The sequence below is a fragment of the Nocardioides sp. NPDC058538 genome (assembly GCF_042719275.1).
Taxonomy (GTDB): domain Bacteria; phylum Actinomycetota; class Actinomycetes; order Propionibacteriales; family Nocardioidaceae; genus Nocardioides.
Genome location: NZ_JBHXNY010000016.1, coordinates 50040 through 70486, shown reverse-complemented (window position 1 = coordinate 70486; position 20447 = coordinate 50040). Strand labels below are relative to the sequence as shown.

Annotated in this window: 17 protein-coding genes; 4 read left to right on the top strand and 13 right to left on the bottom strand. The window is 69.7% G+C overall.

Going from position 1 to position 20447, the window contains the following annotated elements; all coding sequences use genetic code 11:
• Positions 1 to 16: 16 nt before the first annotated feature.
• Genes ACFWQC_RS15870 through ACFWQC_RS15860 form a run of 3 tightly spaced genes read right to left on the bottom strand, consistent with a single transcriptional unit; the run spans position 17 to position 4023 of the window.
• Positions 17 to 1402, bottom strand: coding sequence for a GH1 family beta-glucosidase (locus ACFWQC_RS15870; RefSeq protein ID WP_378679616.1), 1386 nt, complete (start codon positions 1400 to 1402; stop codon positions 17 to 19).
• A gap of 10 nt (positions 1403 to 1412) precedes the next feature.
• Complete coding sequence (locus tag ACFWQC_RS15865; protein WP_378679613.1) at positions 1413 to 2660, bottom strand: MFS transporter; 1248 nt, start codon at positions 2658 to 2660, stop codon at positions 1413 to 1415.
• Positions 2647 to 4023: a GH1 family beta-glucosidase gene (locus tag ACFWQC_RS15860; RefSeq protein WP_378679610.1), complete on the bottom strand. Its 1377-nt coding sequence runs from the start codon at positions 4021 to 4023 to the stop codon at positions 2647 to 2649. Before ACFWQC_RS15860 ends, ACFWQC_RS15865 begins: the two co-directional genes overlap by 14 nt.
• 67 nt (positions 4024 to 4090) lie before the next feature.
• On the opposite strand from ACFWQC_RS15860, the gene ACFWQC_RS15855 reads away from it, so the two are divergent.
• Positions 4091 to 4714 carry a TetR/AcrR family transcriptional regulator gene (locus ACFWQC_RS15855; protein WP_378679607.1) on the top strand — a complete coding sequence of 208 codons (624 nt, stop codon included), beginning with the start codon at positions 4091 to 4093 and terminating at the stop codon, positions 4712 to 4714.
• A 65-nt stretch (positions 4715 to 4779) separates the two neighbouring features.
• On the opposite strand, the gene ACFWQC_RS15850 is transcribed toward ACFWQC_RS15855, so the two are convergent.
• Positions 4780 to 5988: an amino acid deaminase/aldolase gene (locus ACFWQC_RS15850; RefSeq protein WP_378679604.1), complete on the bottom strand. Its 1209-nt coding sequence runs from the start codon at positions 5986 to 5988 to the stop codon at positions 4780 to 4782.
• Between the two features lie 109 nt (positions 5989 to 6097).
• Between ACFWQC_RS15850 and ACFWQC_RS15845 the strand changes: the two genes are divergently transcribed.
• On the top strand, positions 6098 to 7441 hold the full coding sequence (locus ACFWQC_RS15845; protein WP_378679601.1) for a D-arabinono-1,4-lactone oxidase: 1344 nt from the start codon (positions 6098 to 6100) through the stop codon (positions 7439 to 7441).
• A gap of 16 nt (positions 7442 to 7457) precedes the next feature.
• On the opposite strand, the gene sph is transcribed toward ACFWQC_RS15845, so the two are convergent.
• Together sph and ACFWQC_RS15835 are read right to left on the bottom strand one after the other, a co-directional pair.
• On the bottom strand, positions 7458 to 8399 hold the full coding sequence (gene sph, locus ACFWQC_RS15840) for a sphingomyelin phosphodiesterase (RefSeq protein WP_378679598.1): 942 nt from the start codon (positions 8397 to 8399) through the stop codon (positions 7458 to 7460).
• On the bottom strand, positions 8396 to 10378 hold the full coding sequence (locus ACFWQC_RS15835; protein WP_378679595.1) for a neutral/alkaline ceramidase: 1983 nt from the start codon (positions 10376 to 10378) through the stop codon (positions 8396 to 8398). Before ACFWQC_RS15835 ends, sph begins: the two co-directional genes overlap by 4 nt.
• 407 nt (positions 10379 to 10785) lie before the next feature.
• Here ACFWQC_RS15835 and ACFWQC_RS15830 point away from each other — a divergent pair, with 407 nt between their 5' ends.
• Positions 10786 to 12057: a lytic transglycosylase domain-containing protein gene (locus tag ACFWQC_RS15830; protein WP_378679592.1), complete on the top strand. Its 1272-nt coding sequence runs from the start codon at positions 10786 to 10788 to the stop codon at positions 12055 to 12057.
• A 182-nt stretch (positions 12058 to 12239) separates the two neighbouring features.
• On the opposite strand, the gene ACFWQC_RS15825 is transcribed toward ACFWQC_RS15830, so the two are convergent.
• The 7 genes from ACFWQC_RS15825 to ACFWQC_RS15795 all read right to left on the bottom strand — a co-directional run bounded on the left by ACFWQC_RS15825 (position 12240) and on the right by ACFWQC_RS15795 (position 19328).
• On the bottom strand, positions 12240 to 12959 hold the full coding sequence (locus ACFWQC_RS15825; RefSeq protein WP_378679590.1) for a TetR/AcrR family transcriptional regulator: 720 nt from the start codon (positions 12957 to 12959) through the stop codon (positions 12240 to 12242).
• Between the two features lie 66 nt (positions 12960 to 13025).
• The gene (hemB, locus tag ACFWQC_RS15820) at positions 13026 to 14009 is read right to left on the bottom strand and encodes a porphobilinogen synthase (protein ID WP_378679587.1); all 984 of its coding nucleotides are present in this window, start codon (positions 14007 to 14009) and stop codon (positions 13026 to 13028) included.
• A 96-nt stretch (positions 14010 to 14105) separates the two neighbouring features.
• A complete protein-coding gene (locus ACFWQC_RS15815; RefSeq protein ID WP_378679584.1) occupies positions 14106 to 15803 on the bottom strand; it encodes a uroporphyrinogen-III synthase in 1698 nt (565 codons plus the stop codon).
• Positions 15800 to 16813, bottom strand: coding sequence for a hydroxymethylbilane synthase (hemC, locus tag ACFWQC_RS15810; protein ID WP_378679581.1), 1014 nt, complete (start codon positions 16811 to 16813; stop codon positions 15800 to 15802). Before hemC ends, ACFWQC_RS15815 begins: the two co-directional genes overlap by 4 nt.
• On the bottom strand, positions 16810 to 18105 hold the full coding sequence (locus tag ACFWQC_RS15805) for a glutamyl-tRNA reductase (RefSeq protein ID WP_378679578.1): 1296 nt from the start codon (positions 18103 to 18105) through the stop codon (positions 16810 to 16812). The genes hemC and ACFWQC_RS15805 overlap by 4 nt, the downstream gene beginning before the upstream one ends.
• Positions 18106 to 18184: 79 nt before the next feature.
• Positions 18185 to 18910, bottom strand: a complete 726-nt coding sequence (locus ACFWQC_RS15800) for a redox-sensing transcriptional repressor Rex (RefSeq protein WP_378679575.1) — start codon at positions 18908 to 18910, stop codon at positions 18185 to 18187.
• Positions 18911 to 19088: 178 nt separating this feature from the next.
• Positions 19089 to 19328, bottom strand: coding sequence for a glutaredoxin family protein (locus tag ACFWQC_RS15795; protein WP_350665887.1), 240 nt, complete (start codon positions 19326 to 19328; stop codon positions 19089 to 19091).
• Positions 19329 to 19403: 75 nt separating this feature from the next.
• Between ACFWQC_RS15795 and ACFWQC_RS15790 the strand changes: the two genes are divergently transcribed.
• Positions 19404 to 20303: an HAD family hydrolase gene (locus tag ACFWQC_RS15790; protein WP_378679571.1), complete on the top strand. Its 900-nt coding sequence runs from the start codon at positions 19404 to 19406 to the stop codon at positions 20301 to 20303.
• The last annotated feature ends 144 nt before the right edge of the window (positions 20304 to 20447 follow it).

Sequence of the window (20447 nt, the reverse complement as noted above, 5' to 3'; positions counted from 1 at the left end):
GGGTCCCGCCCGCCGGTCACCGGCGGGCGGCGATGAGCTCCTGGAACCAGCGGAACGAGTCCTTGGGGGTGCGCCGCAGCGTGTCGTAGTCGACGTGCACGAGCCCGAAGCGCTCGGCGTACCCCTCGGCCCACTCGAAGTTGTCGAGCAGCGACCAGGCGAAGTAGCCGCGTACGTCCACGCCCGCGGCGATCGCGTCGGCCACCGCCCGCAGGTGCGCGTCGTGGTAGTCGATCCGGCGCTGGTCGTGGACTCCCCCGTCGGCGGCGACGGTGTCGTGGAACGAGCAGCCGCTCTCCGTGACGTAGACGGGCGGCAGCGCGTCTACGTAGCGCTCGTGGAACTGGGTCAGGATCTCGGTGAGCCCGTCGGGGACGATCGCCCACCCGAAGTCGGTGGTGGGTACGCCGACGAGCTGGCGCGGCTCGAAGGGAAGCCCCTCCGGCATGATCGCGCCCTCGAGCGCCGTGCCCTGGTCGCCGCCGGATCCGGGGGCGCCGACCAGCACCGGCTGGTAGTAGTTGATGCCGTACCAGTCGAGCGGGGTCGAGATCACCTTCAGGTCCTCGGCGACCGGCCCGGGCATCATCGAGGTGATCAGCTCGTCGGGGTACTCCCCGCGCAGGATCGGGTCGGAGAACAGCCAGTTGGTCAGCGTGCCGAACATCTCGGCCGCCTCCCGGTCCTCGGCCGAGTCCGACGCCGGCCGGGCCGGCTGGTGGTTGGAGGCGATGCCGATGTCGCTCGCCCCGGCCGCGCGCAGCGCCTCGACCGACAAGCCGTGGCCGAGCAGCAGGTGATGGGCCACCGGCAGCGCGTCGAAGCCGAGCGCCTGGCCGGGCGCGTGGGTGCCGAGCGCATGTCCGAACATGGTGACCACGACCGGCTCGTTCAGCGGCATCCACATCGAGACCCGGTCACCGAGGTGCTCGCCGACGATCGCGGCGTACTCGGCGAGGCGGAGCGAGGTGTCGCGGTCGAGCCAGCCGCCGGCGTCCTGCAGCGCCTGCGGGAGGTCCCAGTGGTAGAGCGTCGCCACCGGCTTGATGCCCGCCTCCAGCAGCCCGTCGACGAGCCGGTCGTAGAAGGCGAGCCCCTCGGCGTTGGCCGGCCCGGAGCCGGTCGGCTGGATCCGCGGCCAGGCGATCGAGAACCGGTACGCATCCACGCCGAGGTCCTTCATCAGCGCGATGTCCTCGGGGTATCGGTGGTAGTGGTCGCACGCCACCGCACCAGTGTCGCCGTTCTTGATCCGGCCCGGCTCTGCGCAGAACGTGTCCCAGATCGACGGCCCGCGGCCGCCCTCCTCGACGGCACCTTCGATCTGGTACGACGCGGTGGAGACGCCGTAGACGAAATCGGCGGGGAGCTGCGTGCTGGGCAGGTCAGGGTGGGTGGTCACGAGTTGTCTCCTATCGAACGGACTTGATCCGGTAGACCAGGACGGCGCCGGCCAGCGTCACACCGGCGGCGACGGCGTACAGGGTGGAGTAGCCGCCGAGCACGCTCACGATCGGCGCGGCCACGACGGGGGCGAGCACCTGCGGCAGCGAGTTGGCGATGTTGACGACGCCGAGGTCCTTGCCGCGGTCGAGCGCCTCGGGGAGTACGTCGATCATCAGCGCGAGGTCGACCGAGGTGAACACGCCCATGCCGAGGCCGAGGACGGCCACGCCGATGATCGCGGCCGTCCACGAGTGGAAGCCGGCCAGCGAGAGGGTGCCGGCAGCCATCACGACGCCGGCGACGGTCACGAAGATGCGGCGGCGGTCGAGCCGGTCCGACAGCCATCCGCCGGCCACGACCGTGACCAGCAGAGCGAGGGAGTTGACCGCAGAGAGCAGGAAGACGCCGGCTTCGGGGTTCTCGTGGTGCACCGCGTCGTCGAGGTAGAAGAGCAGGTAGACCAGCCCGATCGAGAACCCGAGGTTCATCAGGAAGCGGGTGAGCCACGCCCAGGCGAAGTCGGGGTGCAGACGAGGGCTGATCCAGAAGCCACGGAGGAACGTTCCCCACGAGAACGCTGGCCGGTCGGCGGGGTCGAGGACCAGGTCGCGGCGCATCGCGACGTACGGCGCGCTCGCGATCACCAGGAAGACCGCGCACGCGAGGTAGCCACCGACGATCCCACCCGCGGCCGCCGCGAGCCCGGCGCCGACGACGGCGCCGACGGTCTGGGCGAGGCCGAGGAAGCCGCCGATGGTGCCGCGCTGCTGGTGCGGCGCATGGTCGGGTACGGCGGCGGTGATCGCCGCGAAGTTCGCGTTGAGGGCGATCTGGGCCAGGCACCAGCCGACGGCCACCACGACGAGGTTCGGTGCGAAGGCCAGCAGTACCAGGCTGGCGGCGCCTCCGCAGATGCCGAGGACCGACCACGGCAGTCGACGGCCATAGCGCGACGTGGTCCGGTCCGAGAGCGCGCCGAAGACCGGGTTGGCCACCGTCGAGCAGAGCGCGCCGATGCCGACGACCCAGGCGAGCGCGGCCTCCTTGTCGTCACCGGCGAACCGCTCCGCCTGCATCCCGAGCAGGGTCAGGATCGGGCCGAACCACGCGGTGAACAGACCGACGTTGGCCAGCGAGATCGCGGCCACCCATAACTTGGGGGCCGGTGTGGCCGGCTCGTCCAGCACGGACCGAGTGAGCTCAGAGCTGGTCACGTCGGGCGCCGATCAGCTGCTGATACCAGGAGTAGGAGTCCTTCGACGTCCGCACCAGGGTGTCGTAGTCGACGTGCACGAGGCCGAAGCGCTGGGTGAAGCCGTGGGTCCACTCGAAGTTGTCGGTCGGCGACCAGACCCAGTAGCCACGGACGTCCGCGCCCTCCTCGATCGCCTGGTGCACGGCGCGCACATGCGCGTCGAGGTAGGCGATCCGGCCGTCGTCGTGGATCCTGCCGTCCGGACCGGGCTCCTCGGTGCCGGGCTGCTGCGAGGTGCCGTTCTCGGTGACGATCAGCGGCGGAAGGCTCTCGCCGTACCGCTCGGTCAGCGTCAGCAGAACCTCGCGCAGGCCGTCGGGGCTGATCTCGCCGCCGAGCCCGGTCGTGGGCCCGTCGACCTCGACCGCCCGGAACGGCATCTCCGCCGGAATCTCGTGATCCTGGATCAACGACGGCTCACCGGTCGGGGCCGCAACACGCTGCGGGCTGTAGTAGTTGACGCCGTAGAAGTCGAGCGGGGTCGAGATGATCTCGAGGTCGTCGGCGACCGGACCGGGCATCCCCTCCGCATACCCGTCAGGGTAGCGGCCGAGGAGGATCGGGTCGGTCCAGATCCAGTCGGTGAGGTCGGCGCTGAACGCAGCGGCGGCGAGGTCCTCCGGACTGTCGGAGGCGGGCCAGGTCGGTGCGTGCGGGTTGGCGGTCCCGACGCTGCGGCCGCCGGCTGCACGGATCGCCTGGACGCTGAGCCCGTGGGCGAGCAGCTGGTGGTGGACGGTCGGCAGCGACTCGAAGAGCAGCTCCTGCCCTGGGGCGTGGCCGCCGATCGCGTAGCCGAGCATCGAGAGCACCACGGGCTCGTTCAGCGGGATCCAGTACGCCGCACGGTCGGCCAGCCGCTCGGCCACGACCGCGGCGTACTCACCGAAGCGGAGCGCGGTGTCTCGGTTCATCCAGCCGCCGGCCTCCTCGATCGGCAGCGGGGTGTCCCAGTGGTAGAGTGTCGGCGCCGGCTTCAGGCCGGCCGCCAGCATCTCGTCGACGACGCGGTCGTAGAAGTCCAGGCCCTTCGCGTTGATCTCGCCCGACCCGGTCGGCAGGATCCGCGGCCAGGCGATCGAGAATCGGTAGACGTCGGCGCCGAGGTCGCGTACGAGCGCGATGTCCTCGGGATAGCGGTCGTAGAAGCCGGCACTGGTCGCCGACGTCGATCCGTCGGCGATCCGCCCGGGCTGCTCGCAGAAGACGTCCCACGTGGACCGTCCCCGCCCGTCAGCGTCGAGCGCGCCTTCGGTCTGGTACGCCGAGGCGCCGACACCCCACTCGAAGCCGGCAGGGAATCGGGGCAGCGGCCGGGTCATGGCTGGGACTCTAACCCGAATCCCGAATGGTCGCTAGGTTTTCGCTCGAGCCACCTAGACTGCGAGCATGTCCAGCCGAGCCCGTGGTCCGTACGCCAAGTCCGCCGAGCAGCGGCGCCGGATCCTCGACGTGGCCCAAGACGTGTTCGGGCGCCGAGGCAGCCACGGAGCGTCGCTGCGGGAGATCGCGGACCTGGCCGGCATGAGCCAGGCCGGGGTGCTGCACCACTTCGGCTCCAAGACGGGCCTGCTGATGGCCGTGCTGGAGGAGCGTGACCAGGCCTCGCGCCAGCAGGCGGACACCGGCACCACCTGGGACGAGCAGGCCCAGGTGGCGCGGAGCATGTTCGAGCGGGCCATCGCCGACCGCGGGCTGACCCAGCTGTTCACGACCGTCACCGCCGAGTCGATCGTCCCCACCCACCCGGCCCACGACTTCACCGTCGCCCGCTACCGGCGTACCGCCACCGAGTTCACCGCGGCGCTGACCGAGGCCACGCCGGACGAGCTCGAGCCGGACACGGCACCCGCTACGGACCTGGCGGGCGTCGCGCGCCTGGTGATGGCGGCCATGGACGGCCTGCAGCTGCAGCACCTGCTCGACCCGGACGCGGACGTGCTCGGAGCCTTCGACACCCTGCTCGAAGCGCTACCTCTCCTCGCCTCGCGCTCACCCGGATCGACGGGCTGACCGACGTCCATCGGAGAGCTCAGTCCTTCGTCATGCCTTGCTGGGCGCGGCGGTGGCGGTCGTGGTCATAGGAACGTCTGTCCTTCTCCTCGGTAGGTCGCGACGGCGTCGACGACGCTGCCGTCGTCGACGAGCGCCAGCTCGTCGACGTGCTCACAGAGCTCGCCGGCCTTGGTGTGGCGGAACCAGACCCGGTCGCCGATCCCGAGACGGCCGGCCGCCGCGCCCGTCAGGGGCGTCTGCACCTCGCCCGCCCCCTCGGTCGGGACCAGGCTCAGGCCGCGCGGCCACACCGGCATCGGGAGCCGGTCCTTGCCCGCCGCTCCGGAGGCGATCCAGCCACCGCCGAGCACCGTCGCGTGGCGCGGTGAGGGGCGGCGTACGACCGAGAGGACGAAGTACGCCGCCGGCTGGGGGTGGAACCGGGTGTAGTGGTCGAACAGGTGCGGGGCGAGCAGCCCCGAGCCCGCGGCCACCTCGGTCACGGCGTCCTCGGCGACGGTGGTCTCGATGCTGCCGGTGCCGCCGCCGTTGACGAACTCCAGCGGCGCCACGCTTCGCACCGCTGCCACGGCGTCGGCGCGCCGTTCGGCCAGCTCGTCGACGGACCTCCGCTGCATCGCCCGGACGAGGTGCTTGGACGGGCCCGGCTGGTTGTCGCCCATCCCCGCGATCTGCCCTTCGTAGGCCATCACGCCGACCAGCTCGCAGCGCGGGTGCGCCACGACGACCCGGGCGAGCGCGGCCGCCTCCTCGGGCGCGTGCACGGGCGAGCGCCGGGCGCCGAGGTGCACCCGACCGGAGGCCAGGCGGAGCGAGGCGTCGAGCTCGATGCAGATCCGGATCCGCGGACCGCTGGCGCCGACCGCGGCCGCGATCAGCTCCAGATGCTCGACACTGTCGATCATCAGCGTCACCCGAGAGGCCAGCAGGTCGTCGGCGGCGAGCCGCCGGATGGCGGCCGTGTCCGCGGTCGGGTAGCCGACCACGACGTCGTCGATCTCGCGCGCGAGCCAGAGCGCCTCGGGCAGGGTATAGGCGAGCACGCCCTGGAAGCCCGGCATCGCCAGCGTGCTCTGGATCAGGGCTCGGCAGCGTACGGACTTGCTCGCGACTCGGATCGGCTTGCCGCCGGCCCGGCGAACCAGGTCGGCTGCGTTGGTGCGCAGCGCGGCGACGTCCACCACGGCGTACGGCGTGGGGAGGTCGGCGGTGGCCGCTTCGAGCTCTTCGAAGGGGGCGCACGCCCGCGTCGGGACAGTGAGATCCAGCATTCATCGAATATGCACCGCCCGACGGACTAGGTCAAGTGTCCAAGACCATTGACCTTTAGGGTGACCTGGGCCATTCTGAGGGCCGACTGCCCACAGAAGGGACCCATCCATGAGCACTCGATGGCGCAACTGGGCCGGTACCGAAGAGGTGACCCCGGCACGCGTGGCCACGCCCGCGACGACCGACGAGGTCGCGGCCGCCGTGAAGACCGCCGTCACCGACGGCCTGACGGTGCGCGCGATCGGGTCCGGGCACTCCTTCACCGGCGCCGCCGTCGCCCCCGGCCTGCAGATCCGGCCGGACCGGCTGCACGGAGTGCTCGCCGTCGACGCGGACTCGGGCCTGGTCACCGTCGGGGCCGGACTCCCGCTGCACCGGCTCAACCCGATGCTCGCCCAGCACGGGCTGGCGATGGAGATCCTCGGCGACATCGACCGGCAGACGGTCGCCGGCGCGGTCTCGACCGGCACCCACGGCAGCGGCGAGAGATTCCGGAGCATCTCCAACCAGATCCGCGCGCTCGAGCTGGTGCTCGCCGACGGGTCGGTCGTGACCTGCTCGCGCGAAGAGCGCCCGGAGCTCTTCGAGGCCGCGCGGGTCTCGATCGGAGCACTCGGCGTGATCACCAAGGTGACGCTCCAGTGCGTGCCGCTCTACGCCCTGCGCGCGGTCGACGCACCGATGCCGCTCGACGAGACGCTCGACGGGCTCGACGAGCTGGTGGCGGGCAACGACCACTTCGAGTTCTTCTGGTTCCCGCACACCACGACCGCGCTGACGCGCCGGTTCCAGCGGCTGCCGGGCGACGCCGAACTCAACCCGATGAGCACGCTCGCCAGGACCCTCGACGACAAGATCGTCACCAACATCGGCTTCGAGGCGATGCTGCGCCTCGGCACCCGCTTCCCTGGTCTGGTGCCCGGGATCACCCGGTTCGTGACCCGCGCGGTGTCGTCCCGGGACTTCACCGACCTGGCCCCGAACGTGTTCGCCTCCCACCGCGACGTACGTTTCCGCGAGGGTGAGTACGCCGTCCCGCGGGCCGTGATCGGTGACGTGCTCCGCGAGCTCCGGCAGTGGGTCGACACCCATGACGAGAAGGTGTCGTTCCCGTTCGAGGTCCGCTTCGTGAAGAGCGACGACATCTGGCTCTCGCCGGCGTACGACCGCGACGTCGCCTATGTCGCCTTCCACCAGTACCACCGGATGCCCCACGAGCGCTGGTTCTCCGTCTGCGAGGACATCCTCGGCGCTGCCGACGGACGTCCTCACTGGGGCAAGATGCACCGGCTCACCGCGGCCGACCTCGCCGAGCGCTACCCGCGGTTCGGCGACTTCACCGCGCTGCGCGACGAGCTCGACCCGGCCGGCGTCTTCGCCAACCCTTATCTCGACCAGGTCCTCGGCCACACCTTGCACCAGACCTCGCCGACCGTCACTGACCTTCAGTGACGGTCGTCGGAGCTCCTCAGCCGCCGGCGACGGGATAGTGGTCGGAGTAGTCGGTATAGGTCGTCCCGGCGTGTTCCCAGGGCTGCGACGTGGGCGTGAGCACCGTGTTGGTCCACACCCGCGGGCGTACGTGGCCGCGGCGGTGCAGCACGTAGTCGAGGTGCTCCTGCCCGCCCGTGGCGAGCGGGTTCGTCGTCGGGTCCCAGCTGAACGGATGCCCGGCGTACGCCGTCGGGGCGACGGTGCCGGAGGCCGCGAGCATGTCGGCGTACTCAGGTGCGGCCTTGTCGACGTTGAGGTCGCCGGCCACGATGACCTGTTCGTCGGCCGGGATCGCCAGGCCGTCCAGGAACTCGTCGATCTCCGCGAACTGCTCGGCGCGTACGGCGGCCCCGCCTCCGAAGCAGAGCGGGTCCTCCGCCTGGACGTGGGTGCCGACGACATGAACCGGGGTGCCGTCGACATCGAGCTGCGCGTAGACGAAGCCCTTGTTGGACAGCGCGTCGGCGCCGCAGCCCCCGCTGTAGACGTACTGGATCTTGTGGGTGATCGGCCACTTGCTCAGGATCGTCACGCCGCCGTCCTCGGGGGTCAGCCAGGAGTAGGCGCCGAGGGTCTCGTCCCAGCCCGACCTCGAGCGCCCGAGCACCGGCGTCTGGTGGGGATACTGCGCTGCGAGCCGGCTCTTGAGGGTCTCCGAGGGTCCGTTGTCGAAGGCCTCGTCGAAGACCACCACGTCGTAGCCCTTCACGTAGTCGGCCTTCGCGATCAGCTCGGCCCGGGTGCCGTTGGCCTTGCCGCCGATGATCGCCGGCAGCATCTGCACGTTGTGCGTGAGAACTCGCACTCGGGGCGTGGCAGCCGCCGCTTCGGGCGCGGCGGTGGCGGTCACCGGGAGCGCGAGCCCCGACGCCGCCAGCAGAGCGACACCCGCGACCCGACCCGCGACCCGGCTCACGAGCTGACCCCGAAGGCGGGCGAGGTGCCGGTGAACGACGAGACCGTCCCGAGCAGGTTCCGCGCATCGCCGAAGTAGCGGATCCGGTAGCTGCCTGGTGGCGTCCCGGGCGGGATGTCCCACGTGATCGTCACCTTGGAGGCGGCGATGCCGTCGCGGGCCCAGCGGAACTTCGTCGACCAGTCGCCGTCGTCGGCGACCCGCTGCCACGTCGTACCGACCTTGCGCTCGACGGCGAGGTAGCTGCCACCGAGATGGAGGTTGTTGTTGGGGTGCGCACCGGCGAAGACCACCCTGACCTGCTGGCCGGGGCGGTAGATCGAGCCCGGCGCGGTCAGCACGTCGCCGAACCTGCGGCCGATCTGCGGCGCATCGACGAGCACGGCGCCACTGGGCGAGGGCAGCTGCCAGGCGCTGCGGTCGGCCTCCTTCTCCCCCTGCGGTAGATCGACGCCGGCGCGCATCGCCGTACCGAGGTCGGAGGCCACCTGCATGAACGCCGGCAGCTCATAGCGACCGAACAGGGTGCTCGCGCCCTCGTACTCCTTGGAGTCGTACTCCTCGGGTGTCGTCAGGTAGTGCCCGTAGGCGTTGGCGTAGCCCTGGACCAGGACGTTCTCGAGATCGGTGCCGACTGCCTCGGCCACCGCCTGCCGGATCCGCAGACCCGACACCACGGTGACCTCGGCCGGGATCCCGACCAGGTAGAAGTCGCCGATCCTCATCAGCTGCACGGGGAGCTTCTGCTGCACCAGGTCGAGGTCGCCGACGGGCAGCAGCACCTCCTTCGGCGACTGGCAGGCCTTGAGCTCGGGCGACCCGGTGTAGAGCGCTCCGGAGATCAGCCCGACCAGGGGGTTGCCGCCGTCCTTGCCCTCCTTGAAGATCGGCAGCCCGCCACCGCCGTCCTCGGTGCTGCCGGCCGCGAAGGAGGCCCCGAGTGCCGCCGAGCACGTGCGGTGCGGCTTGCCGTCGGGGGTGAACTCCGGCCGTACGTCGACCTTGCTGAGGTCGACGTACACGATGCGCGAGTCGACGCCGCCGCTGAGCGACCGTTTGTCGGAGTCGAGTCCGTCGCGGGCCGCGTCGACCATCCGGGTGCCGATGATGCGGGTGTTCTCGAACTCGTCCTTGGTCGGGCCGTCGGTCGGCTGCAGGTTGAGGTTGGGCGACATGTCGCCGGCGTTGGACTGCGCGAACGACGCCACGAAGTCGGGGGCGGTGTCCTCGATGTAGTCGACGCCGCGCACCTGCCGCTCCCAGACGTACTCCGCGTAGCCCTTGTTGTCGGGACTGATCAGCGTGTTGTCGGTCGACATGCTCGTGGCGTGGACGGGGAACCAGTTGATGATCCCGTCGAGCCTGGTCGACCCGTCCGGGGCCTTGCGGCGCACCTGAAGAGTGGTGCTGCGGGTGTCGGTGCCGTTTGGGAAGTACGCCCTGTCGGCCTCCGCGTTGCGGTCGAACGCCTGCTTGGAGCGGTTGACGTTGGCGTTGGTGAGCTGGCTGGTCGACAGGCTGAGGTCGGCGGGCGCGAGGTCGGCGTCGGCGCGGCCGATCGCGGCGACGATGCCGTCGACGACCGCCCGGAAGGTCTTCTCGTGATAGCCGAGCGTCGTGAGGTTGTAGAGGTTGTGGTGCGAGAACCCACCTGGCCCGGCGTGGGTGTGGGTCGCGGTGAGCATGACGTTGCGCTCGGAGTAGAGGTCCCCGTACCGCTGCTGCAGTTTCATGAGTACGGCGTCACGCAGCCCCTGGAAGATCATCCCGATGTCGGCCACGACGTGGACCACACGCTCACCGCTCGCCGCGTCGGCGATCACGAAGGCGCGGGCGCGCTGACGCATGTGGATGCCGGTGGTGCTCTGCGCGAGGTCGGCGTACCCCATCATGCCGTTCTCCCCCGGCTCGCCGGTGACGTCGGCGATCCCACGGCCGACGAGGTACGGCGACTCGGGCGCGGCACTCGCACTGTTCATGGCCGGTCCGGGCGAGGGCCCGAACAAGAGTCCGGTGGCGACGACTGAGGCGACGAGCAGGCGGACACACATCGTGGTTGAATGCTTGTGGCGCATCGATCGGATCCTCTCGAGGAGTTCCAGCCGGCCTCCCGTGGCCCGCCGTGTGATGAGGATTACCTTTTTCACTCGCTCGGTCAATCGTCCTGGTCACATGACCCACATACTGGGACCACAACAATTCGGAGCGGAGTTCGGCATCACGAGGTGCAACTTCGTACGTCTCATCGGCGTCTCGTTTAGTGGAACGCAATGTTCCGGTAAAACGTGACGCGCGTAACTTTGACGTGAGACGGTTCGTTTGAACGTTGCATGAGGGAGCACGACCTCCGTACGATTTCAGTGCGGTGATCACCAGGGGAGATTCGATGTCCGCTTCGCGCTACAGCCGCCTTCAGAAGGCGACCGCGCTCGTTCCGCTCGCGCTGCTGAGCGCGGCCTGGACGGTCAACGTCACCGGTCTGACGCAGTCGAGTGCCACCGCATCAGGGACCAGATACGACGACGCGTTCAGCCTGCCCGACGGGACATCGGTCCCGACCGAGGCGATCGAGGCGCCGGCCAGCGTGTCGGCCTCGACCAACGAGGGCGACAAGTCGCTGCCCGGGACGGCCAGTGCCGCCGGGATCCCGTCCGCCGCGCTCGCCGCCTATCAGCGTGCGGCCACCGTCATCAACGCCGCGGACGCCGCCTGCAAGATCGACTGGCCGCTGATCGCCGCGATCGGGCGGGTCGAGTCCAACCACGGTCGCGCCAACGACAACCGCCTCAGCGCCGAGGGCGTCTCCACGCCCGGCATCTACGGGTTGCCCCTCAACGGCAAGGGCAACGTCTCCCAGATCACCGACACCGACGGTGGACAGTACGACGGCGACACCAGCTACGACCGCGCGGTCGGCCCGATGCAGTTCATCCCCTCCACCTGGGCGATGGTCGGTGTGGACGCCGACGGCGACGGCAAGCGCAACCCCCAGGACATCAACGACGCCGCCCTCGCCTCCGCCGTCTACCTCTGCTCCGGCAACGACGACCTCTCCACCGACCAGGGCGCGCGAGCAGCGGTCTTCCGCTACAACCACAGCCAGTCGTACGTCACGACCGTGCTCGGTGTCGCCGAGGCCTACCGCTCCGGTGACTTCACCTCGATCCCGAACAGCACGGTCCCGGTCGACTACGCGATCCCGCGGATGGAGGCTCCCAAGCCTTCGAAGCAGAAGGACCGCGAGTTCCGCGCAGGCGGCCAGCAGGCCGGCCCGCGCGGCGGTTCCTCGCAGTCTCCCTCCGGCCCCTCCAGCGAGGCCCCTTCCGGTGAGACTCCCGGCGGGAGCACCGGTGGTGGCACCGGCGGCGGCGACAACGGCGGCAGCACCGGAGGGCCTACGGAGACGGTGACCGAGCCGCTCAAGAACACGGTCGAGACGGTCGTCGCCACGCCCTCCCAGATTCTCACCGCGTGCCAGCGCGAGCTGGCGAAGTACCCGCTCCTGAGTGCGAACCAGTCGGGCCAGGCCTTGACCCAGTGCGTGAACGCCATGGCCAACAAGACGCTCGAGCAGGTCAACGCAACCGTCAGTAACGTTCTCACCCTGATCCTCAAAGGCATCCTCGGCGGCCTGTTCGGTGCCCTCACCGGCAACTGATCCGACATACGTAGGGCCCCGCCGGACGGCGGGGCCCTACGTATGTCTGGAGTGGTGATCGGCGGTCAGCCACGCATGTAACACGTCGTTCATAGGACTATCCGGTCGTTCTGATAGGGCGAGTAGTCCTACGAACGACGTGTTACAGCCACGCACGCGGCCACGACGGATACGCGACGGCCTCAGGCGGCGGGCTCGTCGTCCTCGTACTCGGTGACGAAGGCTCGGCCGAGCTCGCGGACCGCATCCAGGGAGGATGCGTCGGCGAGCAGGGAGCTGAGGTGGTAGTCGGCGACCGACTCGGCCAGCGCGTCGGAGCTCGCCGGGGCCTTCTCGTCGTCGCGCCGACCGTGCCAGAGCCGGTGCTGGGCGCCTTCGTTGAGCGAGAGCAGCATCAGCGCGGTGGCGGCGGGGTCGGTCTGACGCAGCTCACCGCTGGCGACGCCCATCTCGAGGAGCTGGGCGGCCGCGTCACGCAGCTTGTCGCCGTCCTCCTCGAAGCCCGCGAAGACCTGCGGCTGCGCCAGGGCGGCCACCTCCAGCTCGTAGAAGTCGAGCGGCGCGGTGCACAGCTGGCGGACGTCGGTGTAGAGGAAGGCGTAGAGCCGCGGAGCAGCCGGGCCGGCCTCCTCGAGAAGCCTCTCCGCGAGCGTGAGCGACTCGCGGTTCTTCTCCATCAAGGCGGAGAGGATCTCCTCCTTGGATTTGTAGTAGTAGTACATCGAGGACTGGCGCAGTCCGACGCACTCGGCGATCTGGCTGATCGTCGTCGCCGCGACCCCTTGAGCGGTGAAGAGGCGGGACGCCTCTTTGAGAATCTCTTCCCGCGGGTTCGCCGAATTCCGTCCACTGTTGCGCGGCCGACCGGTGCGCTTCGTGCTGCCCAACTCTCGATTGGTCACAGGCTCGAGTCTACTCTCAGGATATGTTCCACGTCACAGAGGTGCTCGGCTGATCAAGCGAGAACGTCAGCCTCGCAGCCAGCCAGCTGCTTCGGTGGCCCAGTAGGTCAGAATGACGTCCGCACCCGCCCTCTTGAAGGCGGTGAGTGTCTCCAGGATCGCCGGTTCGCGGTCGATCCAGCCGTTCGCGGCGGCGGCTTCCAACATCGAGTACTCCCCTGAGATGTTGTAGGCAGCCACCGGAACATCGACAGACTCACGCACTCGCTGCAGGACGTCGAGATACGGGAGCCCGGGCTTGACCATCACGATATCGGCACCCTCGGCGACGTCAAGAAGCGCCTCGCGGACGCCCTCCAGCGCGTTGGCCGGATCCTGCTGGTAGGTGCGCCGATCACCCTTCAGGGAGGAGTCGACCGCCTCGCGGAACGGCCCGTAGAAGGCGGAGGCGTACTTCGCGGAGTAGGCGAGGATCGAGATGTCGGTGTGGCCCGCGCCGTCGAGAGCATCGCGGATCACCGCGACCTGGCCGTCCATCATCCCCGAAGGACCGACCACGTGGACCCCGGCCTCGGCGTGGGCGAGCGCCATCTGGGCGTAGATCTCGAGGGTGGCGTCGTTGTCGACAGAGCCGTCCTCGGCGAGAACGCCGCAGTGGCCGTGGTCGGTGAACTCGTCCAGGCACAGGTCGCTCATCACGGTGAGCGCGTCGCCGACCTCGGAGACGACGTCAGCGATGGCCACATTGAGGATGCCCTCGGGGTCCAGCGCGCCCGATCCCACGGCATCCTTCGTCTCCGGGACGCCGAAGAGCATGATGCCGCCGATGCCGGCGGAGGCCGCCTCGGCGGCAGCCTTCCGCAGCGACTCCCGACTGTGCTGGACCACCCCGGGCATCGTCGAGATCGGGACCGGCTCGTCGATCCCCTCGCGCACGAACGCGGGCAGGACCAGGTTGGCGGGACGTACGGCCGTCTCCGCGACCATCCGGCGCATGATCGGCGTGCGGCGCAGCCGGCGGGGACGGATCACGGGCTTCTCGATGCTCATCGACACTCCATCGCAAAAGGGTACGTTCCACGTTAATGCAACAGCCGCGTGCACCCACACTCGGGAGCACGCGGCTGTTGCGGTCGAACGATCGGTTCAGGACGTGCGCGAACGGCGGCGCGAAGCGGGGCGCCGGTCGGACGGCTTGGTGACCGGCAGGCCCTGCTCGACCAGCGAGGCGCGACGCGCGGCACCGAAGGCGGCGAGCGCCTCGGTGAGCGCCTCGATCGACGGCTCGGGCGACATCACGTCGACCCGCAGGCCGTGCTCCTCGGCGGTCTTGGCGGTGGCCGGACCGATCGCCGCGATCACCGTGGAGGTGTGCGGCTTGCCCGCGATGCCGACCAGGTTGCGGACCGTGGACGAGGAGGTGAAGACCACCGCGTCGAACTTGCCCGTCTTGATCGCGTCGCGGGTCGGCGCGGGCGGCGGGGCCGCCCGGACGGTGCGGTAGGCGGTGACGTCGTCGCACTCCCAGCCGAGGTCGACCAGGCCGGCGATGAGGTTCTCGGTGGCGATGTCGGCACGCGGGAGGAAGACCCGATTGATCGGGTCGAGGTCCGCGTCGTACTCCGGCCACACCTCGAGCAGGCCGGCGGCCGACTGGTTGTCGGTGTTCGGCACCAGGTCGGGGCGCAGGCCCCAGGCCTCGAGCGCCTGCCCGGTCTTCTCGCCGACGGCGGCGATCTTCAGACCGGAGAAGGCGCGGCAGTCCAGACCGTACTCGTCGAACTTCTCGCGTACGGCGCGCACCGCGTTGATCGAGGTGAAGGCGATCCAGTTGTAGCGGCCCTCGACCAGGCCGCGTACGGCCTTGTCCATCTGCTGCGGGTTGCGCGGGGGCTCGACGGAGATCGTCGGCACCTCTTCGGGCACGGCACCGAAGCCCTTCAGCTTCAGCGACAGCGCGGGCGCCTGCTCCTTGGTGCGGGGCACCAGCACGCGCCAGCCGAACAGCGGCTTCGTCTCGAACCACGAGAGCGTCTCCCGCAAGTTGACCACCTTGCCGATCACCACGATCGCCGGCGGCGCCATCCGTGCGGCACGAGCGTCGACGGCGATGTTCTCCAGCGTCGACTCTACCGTCGACTGCTCGGTCGTGGTGCCGACGCGGGTGATCGCGACCGGGGTCTTGGCCGAGCGGCCCGCGGCGATGAGCTCCTTGGCGATGTCGCCGATCATGCCGACGCCGGAGAGGAGAACCAGGGTGCGGTTGTCGGCGTACTGGCTCCAGTCGATCTTCTCGTTGCAGGTGACGACCGCGACCTCTTGGTGGTCCTTGGTCGTCAGCGGGATGCCGGCGTAGGCCGGAACAGCCGACACCGACGAGACGCCGGGGACGATCTCGAAGCCGATGCCCGCCTTGGCGCAGGACTGCGCCTCCTCGGGTCCGGAGGCGTAGAGGAAGGGGTCGCCGGTCATCAGGCGCACGACGCGCTTGCCCAGCTTCGCCTGCTTGACGACGGCCTTGGCACGTGCGGCGTTGGCCAGAGGCTGGCCGTCGACGCCGAACCCGCCGTCGATGAACTCGGGTCCGATCGGTTCCGGGCCCTCCTTGGGCGCAGTGTCACCCTCGGCCGGCTCGACGGGCTCGGGGATGCCGAGAACGCCGCGCACCATCGAAGCGTGCTCGGGGGCCTCGGTCACGACGACATCGGCCTGCTTCAACAGGTCGATCGCCCGTACCGTCAGCAGTTCAGGGTCACCAGGACCGCTGCCGACGAAGGACACCCAGCCCAGTGGGGTGGCCGAGCTGTGCTCGGCCGTCTGCTCGGTGGTCTTTGCTCGGGTCATGCGTTGTGCACCTTGTCCTGCTCGGGAGCGGTCTGGGGGGAACCGCCCGTGTCCATGACAGCCTGGCCGGGGTCAGTGGTGGGGTCGTCGGTCAGGTCTGCTGCACCCTCGGCGAGCATCTCCTCGGCGAGCCGGCGTCCGACGCCTGCGGCGTCGTCGAGCGGCCCGGATGCGGAGAGTCGGATCGAGAGCGAGCCATCGAGTGAGAGCGCGACTGCCCGCACCCACAGCTCTGGTCCTTCCTCACCCTCAACCACGTCGGCGAGGGTCCCGATGGGCGCGGCGCAGCCACCTTCGAGGGTGGCGAGCACCGCGCGTTCTGCCTCGACAGCCGCTCGGGTGGGCGAATCGTCGAGGGAAGTCAGGATCTTGCGTACGTCGGCATCGGCGTCGCCTGCGCGACACTCGACCGCCAGGGCCCCCTGACCAGGAGCGGGCAGCACCTGGATCGGGTCGAGGACCTCGGTGATCTCGTCGAGCCGGTCGATGCGGGCCAGGCCGGCGCGCGCGAGCACGACAGCGTCGAACTCGCCCGAGCGGACCTTGCCGATACGGGTGTCCACGTTGCCGCGGATGCCGGCCAGCTCCAGGCCGAGGCCGAGGGCCTTGATCTGGGCGACGCGTCGCGGCGAGCCGGTGCCCACCCGCGAGCCCGGCGGGAGCTCACCGAGGGTCAGGCCGTCGCGGGCGACGATCACGTCGCGCGGGTCCTCGCGCGGCAGGATCGCGACCAGCTCGACGCCTTCCTCGGGGTAGGTCGGCAGGTCCTTGAGCGAGTGGACCGCGAGGTCGATCTCCTTGGCGTGGAGCGCGTCGCGCAGCGCACTGACGAAGACACCCGTCGAGTTCGCGCTGGTCAGCGGGGTGTTCGCCGCCTGGGTGCGATCGCCGTCGGAGACGATCTCGACCAGCTCGACGATGTGGCCCTGGGCGCGGAGCATCTCCGCGACGAGGGTCGACTGGGTGACGGCGAGCTGGGAACGGCGGGTGCCGAGACGAAGAGTTCTCATGAGTGGTCTCCTGGGACGTCGGCCCGGGTCACCGCGGAGACGGCCTCGGGGTCGAGCGCGAAGAGCTCGGCGAGCGCAGCGGCGTATGACACCGCGCCGGTCTCGTTGGCGAGCTCCTTGACCCGGACGGTCGGTTCGTGAAGCAGCTTGTCGGCCACGCGGCGTACGGTCCGGAGGACCTCGGCACGAGTCACCTCGTCGAGGCCGGGCAGCTTGTTGTCGAGGCGCTCCATCTCGGCGGCGACGACACCGGTGGCCATGCTCCGCAGCGCGACCACCGTCGGGGTCACCGCGGACTGGCGACGAGCGCTCAGGAACGCCGCGACCTCTTGGGTGACGATGTCGCGGACCGCGAGCACCTCCTTGCCGGCGGGCGAGGCGTGCAGCTCGTCGGCGAGGGCGGCCAGGTCGATCAGGGTGGCCCCCGGGAGCGACCCCGCAGCGGGGTCGATGTCGTGGGGCAGGGCCAGGTCGATCAGCGCGATCGGGCGGCTGCTGCGGTCACCGACCATGTCCGCCGGGACGAGCAGCCCGTTGGCTCCCGCGCAGGTGATCACGACGTCGGCGGCCGCGATCTCGTCGGCCAGCGTGTCGAGCGAGGCCGAACGCGCGGAGTACTCCTTGGCGAGGCGCTCTGCGTTGGCCGTGGTGCGGTTGACCACGACCACGTCGGCGGCCCCCAGCCGGGAGACGGTCGCGGTGGCCAGCCCGGCCATCGCACCGGCGCCGACGACGGCGACCCGTTTGCCGCGTACGTCACCCACGGCGCGCGCGGCGCGGTCCAGCGACGCGGTGACCAGCGACGGGGCGGCCTGGTCGATGTCGGTCTCCGCGCGCGAGCGCTTGCCGACCCGCAGCGCCTGCTGGAACAGACTGTTGAGCGCCGGCCCGACCGTGCCCATCTCCTGGCCGAGCTGCAGGGCCGCGCGGGCCTGCCCGAGGATCTGGCCCTCGCCGACGGCCATCGAGTCGAGCCCGGCAGCCACCTTGAACAGATGGGAGACGGCACCGTCGTCGTAGTGGACGTAGAGGTGCGGCAGCATCGTCTCGAGCGTCTGCCCGGCGCCCTCGATGATGCGGCGGGAGAGCTCCTCGACGGAGCCGTGGAACCGCTCGACCTCGGTGTAGATCTCGAGACGGTTGCAGGTCGCGATGACCGCTGCCTCGCTGACGTGTTCACAACCAGCCACGTCGGTGAGGAGCTTCTGCAGGCCGTCCGTGTCCACCGACGCCGCCTCGAGCAGCGAGACCGGCGCAGAGTTATGTGAGATGCCGACAACAAGAACACTCATGCCGACACCTCCGTAGAGGAGAAGCAAGGATATGGAGCAGCCGGCATGTTGAGTCCGTGATTCGCTCGCTGACGCTCGCTCATGCCGTGATCCCTTCCTCGGAACCATTGTCCACCGTCTCGACAGCTTCTGCAGCCTTGCGCGACTCGTGATACGCGAGGATCTGCAGCTCGATCGAGAGATCGACCTTGCGTACGTCGACACCCGGCGGCACGTTCAGGACGGCGGGCGCGAAGTTGAGAATGCTGCTGATGCCGGCCGCGACCATCGCGTCGGCGACGTCCTGGGCAGCGGTCGCCGGCACCGAGATGACTCCGATCGAGACCTGCTCGGCCGCGACGATCTCGGCGAGGTCGGCGAACGGCCGGACCTCGAGGCCGGCGACCGTCTGGCCCTGCATCGGCGCGGCTGCGTCCAGGAGCGCGACGGTGCGGAACCCGCGGCTGCTGAAGCCGGAGAAGTTGGCGAGCGCCTGACCCAGGTTTCCGATACCGACGATGATGACCGGCCAGTCGTGGGTGACGCCGATCTCGCGGGCGATCTGGTAGCTCAGGTAGTCGACGTCGTAGCCGACCCCACGGGTGCCGTAGGAGCCCAGGTAGGAGAGATCCTTGCGCAGCTTGGCCGAGTTCACCCCGGCGGCCGTCGCGAGCTCCTCGGAGGAGCAGGAGGCGATGTTGCGCTCGGCGAGCGAGGTCAGCGCCCGGAGGTAGACCGGAAGCCGGGCGACAGTCGCCTCGGGGATGTCCCGGTGGGGGTCGTGGGCACCGCTGCCCTCGCCCGTATTCGTACTCCGTGCCGTCACGCTCTGCTCTTTCAATGCCGGCGCCACAGACGGGGGCTTTTTAGCCCGGGATCGCCCTGCGGCTCCGCCACCATACGGAGTTTGTGACCGCGAGAACAAACTCGCAGAGCGTCGGCTAGCACACGTGTTTGCGGAGTTGTCAGAGGGGGGCTGTTCGGGGTAATGGGCCGATCGACAGTTATTCTGGGGAGCGCGCGAGCGCTGTCCTCAGCCGCTCCTCGGAGACACGCCAGAAGTCGTGCTGCTTCCCGTCGACGTACGTCACGGGCACCTCGTTCGTGAAACGCTCGCGCAGTTCCTCGTCGGCGTCGATGTCGACCTCGGTGTAGTCGTCCCCGACCACCTTCTCGAGGACCAGCCGAGCCTCGTCGCACAGATGGCAGCCCTGACGGGAGTAAAAGGTCACACGCGGTTCCATCCGACCATCTTGACACCAGGCGCTGTTTCAGCGCCTGGGTCCCCTCAAGGCGTCCGGACCACTACTGTTGGCGAAATGAGCAGCGCCAGCGACCGCCGCCGTGCCGAGCTTCGGCGAAAAGACCTCAAACGCCGCTCGGCTCTCGCCGGCGAGGCATCGGCCGCGGCCGCGGAGATCGAGGCGTGGCTCTATCCGACGGCCGGAGACCCGACGGCGGCAGCCTTCTTCGACGTCGACAACACGATCATGCAGGGCGCGACGATCTTCCATCTCGCCCGCGGCCTGCACCGGCGCAAGTTCTTCCGTACGCGGGACATCGCCGCGGCCGCGTACAAGCAGGCCTATTTCCGGGTGGCCGGGGTCGAGGACCCGGCCCACATGGAGTCGGCGCGCTCGTCGGCGCTGTCGTTCATCCGCGGCCATCGCGCCGAGGAGGTCGAGAGCCTGATGGAGGAGATCTTCGACGAGGGCATGGCCCACCGGATCTGGCCCGGCACCAGGGCCCTCGCGCAGACCCATATCGACCAAGGACAACGGGTGTGGCTGGTGACCGCGGCGCCCGTCGAGGCCGCGCGGGTCATCGCCCGGCGGCTCGGGCTCACCGGCGCGCTCGGGACCGTGGCGGCCACCGAGGACGGCGTCTACACCGGCGAACTGGTCGGCGAGATGCTCCACGGGCCTGCCAAGGCGGAGGCGCTCAAGGCGATCGCCGCCCGGGAGGACCTCGACCTTTCTCGCTGCGCCGCCTACTCGGACTCCTACAACGATCTGCCGATGCTGTCGCTGGTCGGACATCCGTGCGCGATCAATCCGGACGCGCGCCTACGCGCCCACGCGCGCGTGAAGGGTTGGCCGATCCGTGACTACCGCACCGGCCGCAAGGCCGCCCGGGCCGGCGTGGCCACCGCGGCGCTGGGCGGGGCGGCCACAGGGGCGATCGCGGTGGCGATCGCGCTCCGCGGACGGCGGGACTGATCGCCCTGTTGGCGACCTGTATGCAGTGGCGGGTATTCGCCGCTCTGTCAGGAAATTGCCAACACACGCCGAGGCAACTTCGGCTCGGGACCTGACATCGGGATGCCCTAACCCGTAAGGTTGGGCTCGCTCAGGGGGAGTCTT

Coding starts and splice junctions, on each gene's coding strand:
- hemB (WP_378679587.1), bottom strand. CDS start 14,009: ATGAGCATCGAGAAGCCCGTGATCCGTCCCCGCCGGCTGCGCCGCACG.
- ACFWQC_RS15855 (WP_378679607.1), top strand. CDS start 4,091: ATGTCCAGCCGAGCCCGTGGTCCGTACGCCAAGTCCGCCGAGCAGCGG.
- ACFWQC_RS15790 (WP_378679571.1), top strand. CDS start 19,404: ATGAGCAGCGCCAGCGACCGCCGCCGTGCCGAGCTTCGGCGAAAAGAC.
- ACFWQC_RS15845 (WP_378679601.1), top strand. CDS start 6,098: ATGAGCACTCGATGGCGCAACTGGGCCGGTACCGAAGAGGTGACCCCG.
- ACFWQC_RS15795 (WP_350665887.1), bottom strand. CDS start 19,328: ATGGAACCGCGTGTGACCTTTTACTCCCGTCAGGGCTGCCATCTGTGC.
- ACFWQC_RS15830 (WP_378679592.1), top strand. CDS start 10,786: ATGTCCGCTTCGCGCTACAGCCGCCTTCAGAAGGCGACCGCGCTCGTT.
- ACFWQC_RS15815 (WP_378679584.1), bottom strand. CDS start 15,803: ATGACCCGAGCAAAGACCACCGAGCAGACGGCCGAGCACAGCTCGGCC.
- ACFWQC_RS15805 (WP_378679578.1), bottom strand. CDS start 18,105: ATGAGTGTTCTTGTTGTCGGCATCTCACATAACTCTGCGCCGGTCTCG.
- ACFWQC_RS15860 (WP_378679610.1), bottom strand. CDS start 4,023: ATGACCCGGCCGCTGCCCCGATTCCCTGCCGGCTTCGAGTGGGGTGTC.
- hemC (WP_378679581.1), bottom strand. CDS start 16,813: ATGAGAACTCTTCGTCTCGGCACCCGCCGTTCCCAGCTCGCCGTCACC.
- ACFWQC_RS15850 (WP_378679604.1), bottom strand. CDS start 5,988: ATGCTGGATCTCACTGTCCCGACGCGGGCGTGCGCCCCCTTCGAAGAG.
- ACFWQC_RS15835 (WP_378679595.1), bottom strand. CDS start 10,378: ATGAACAGTGCGAGTGCCGCGCCCGAGTCGCCGTACCTCGTCGGCCGT.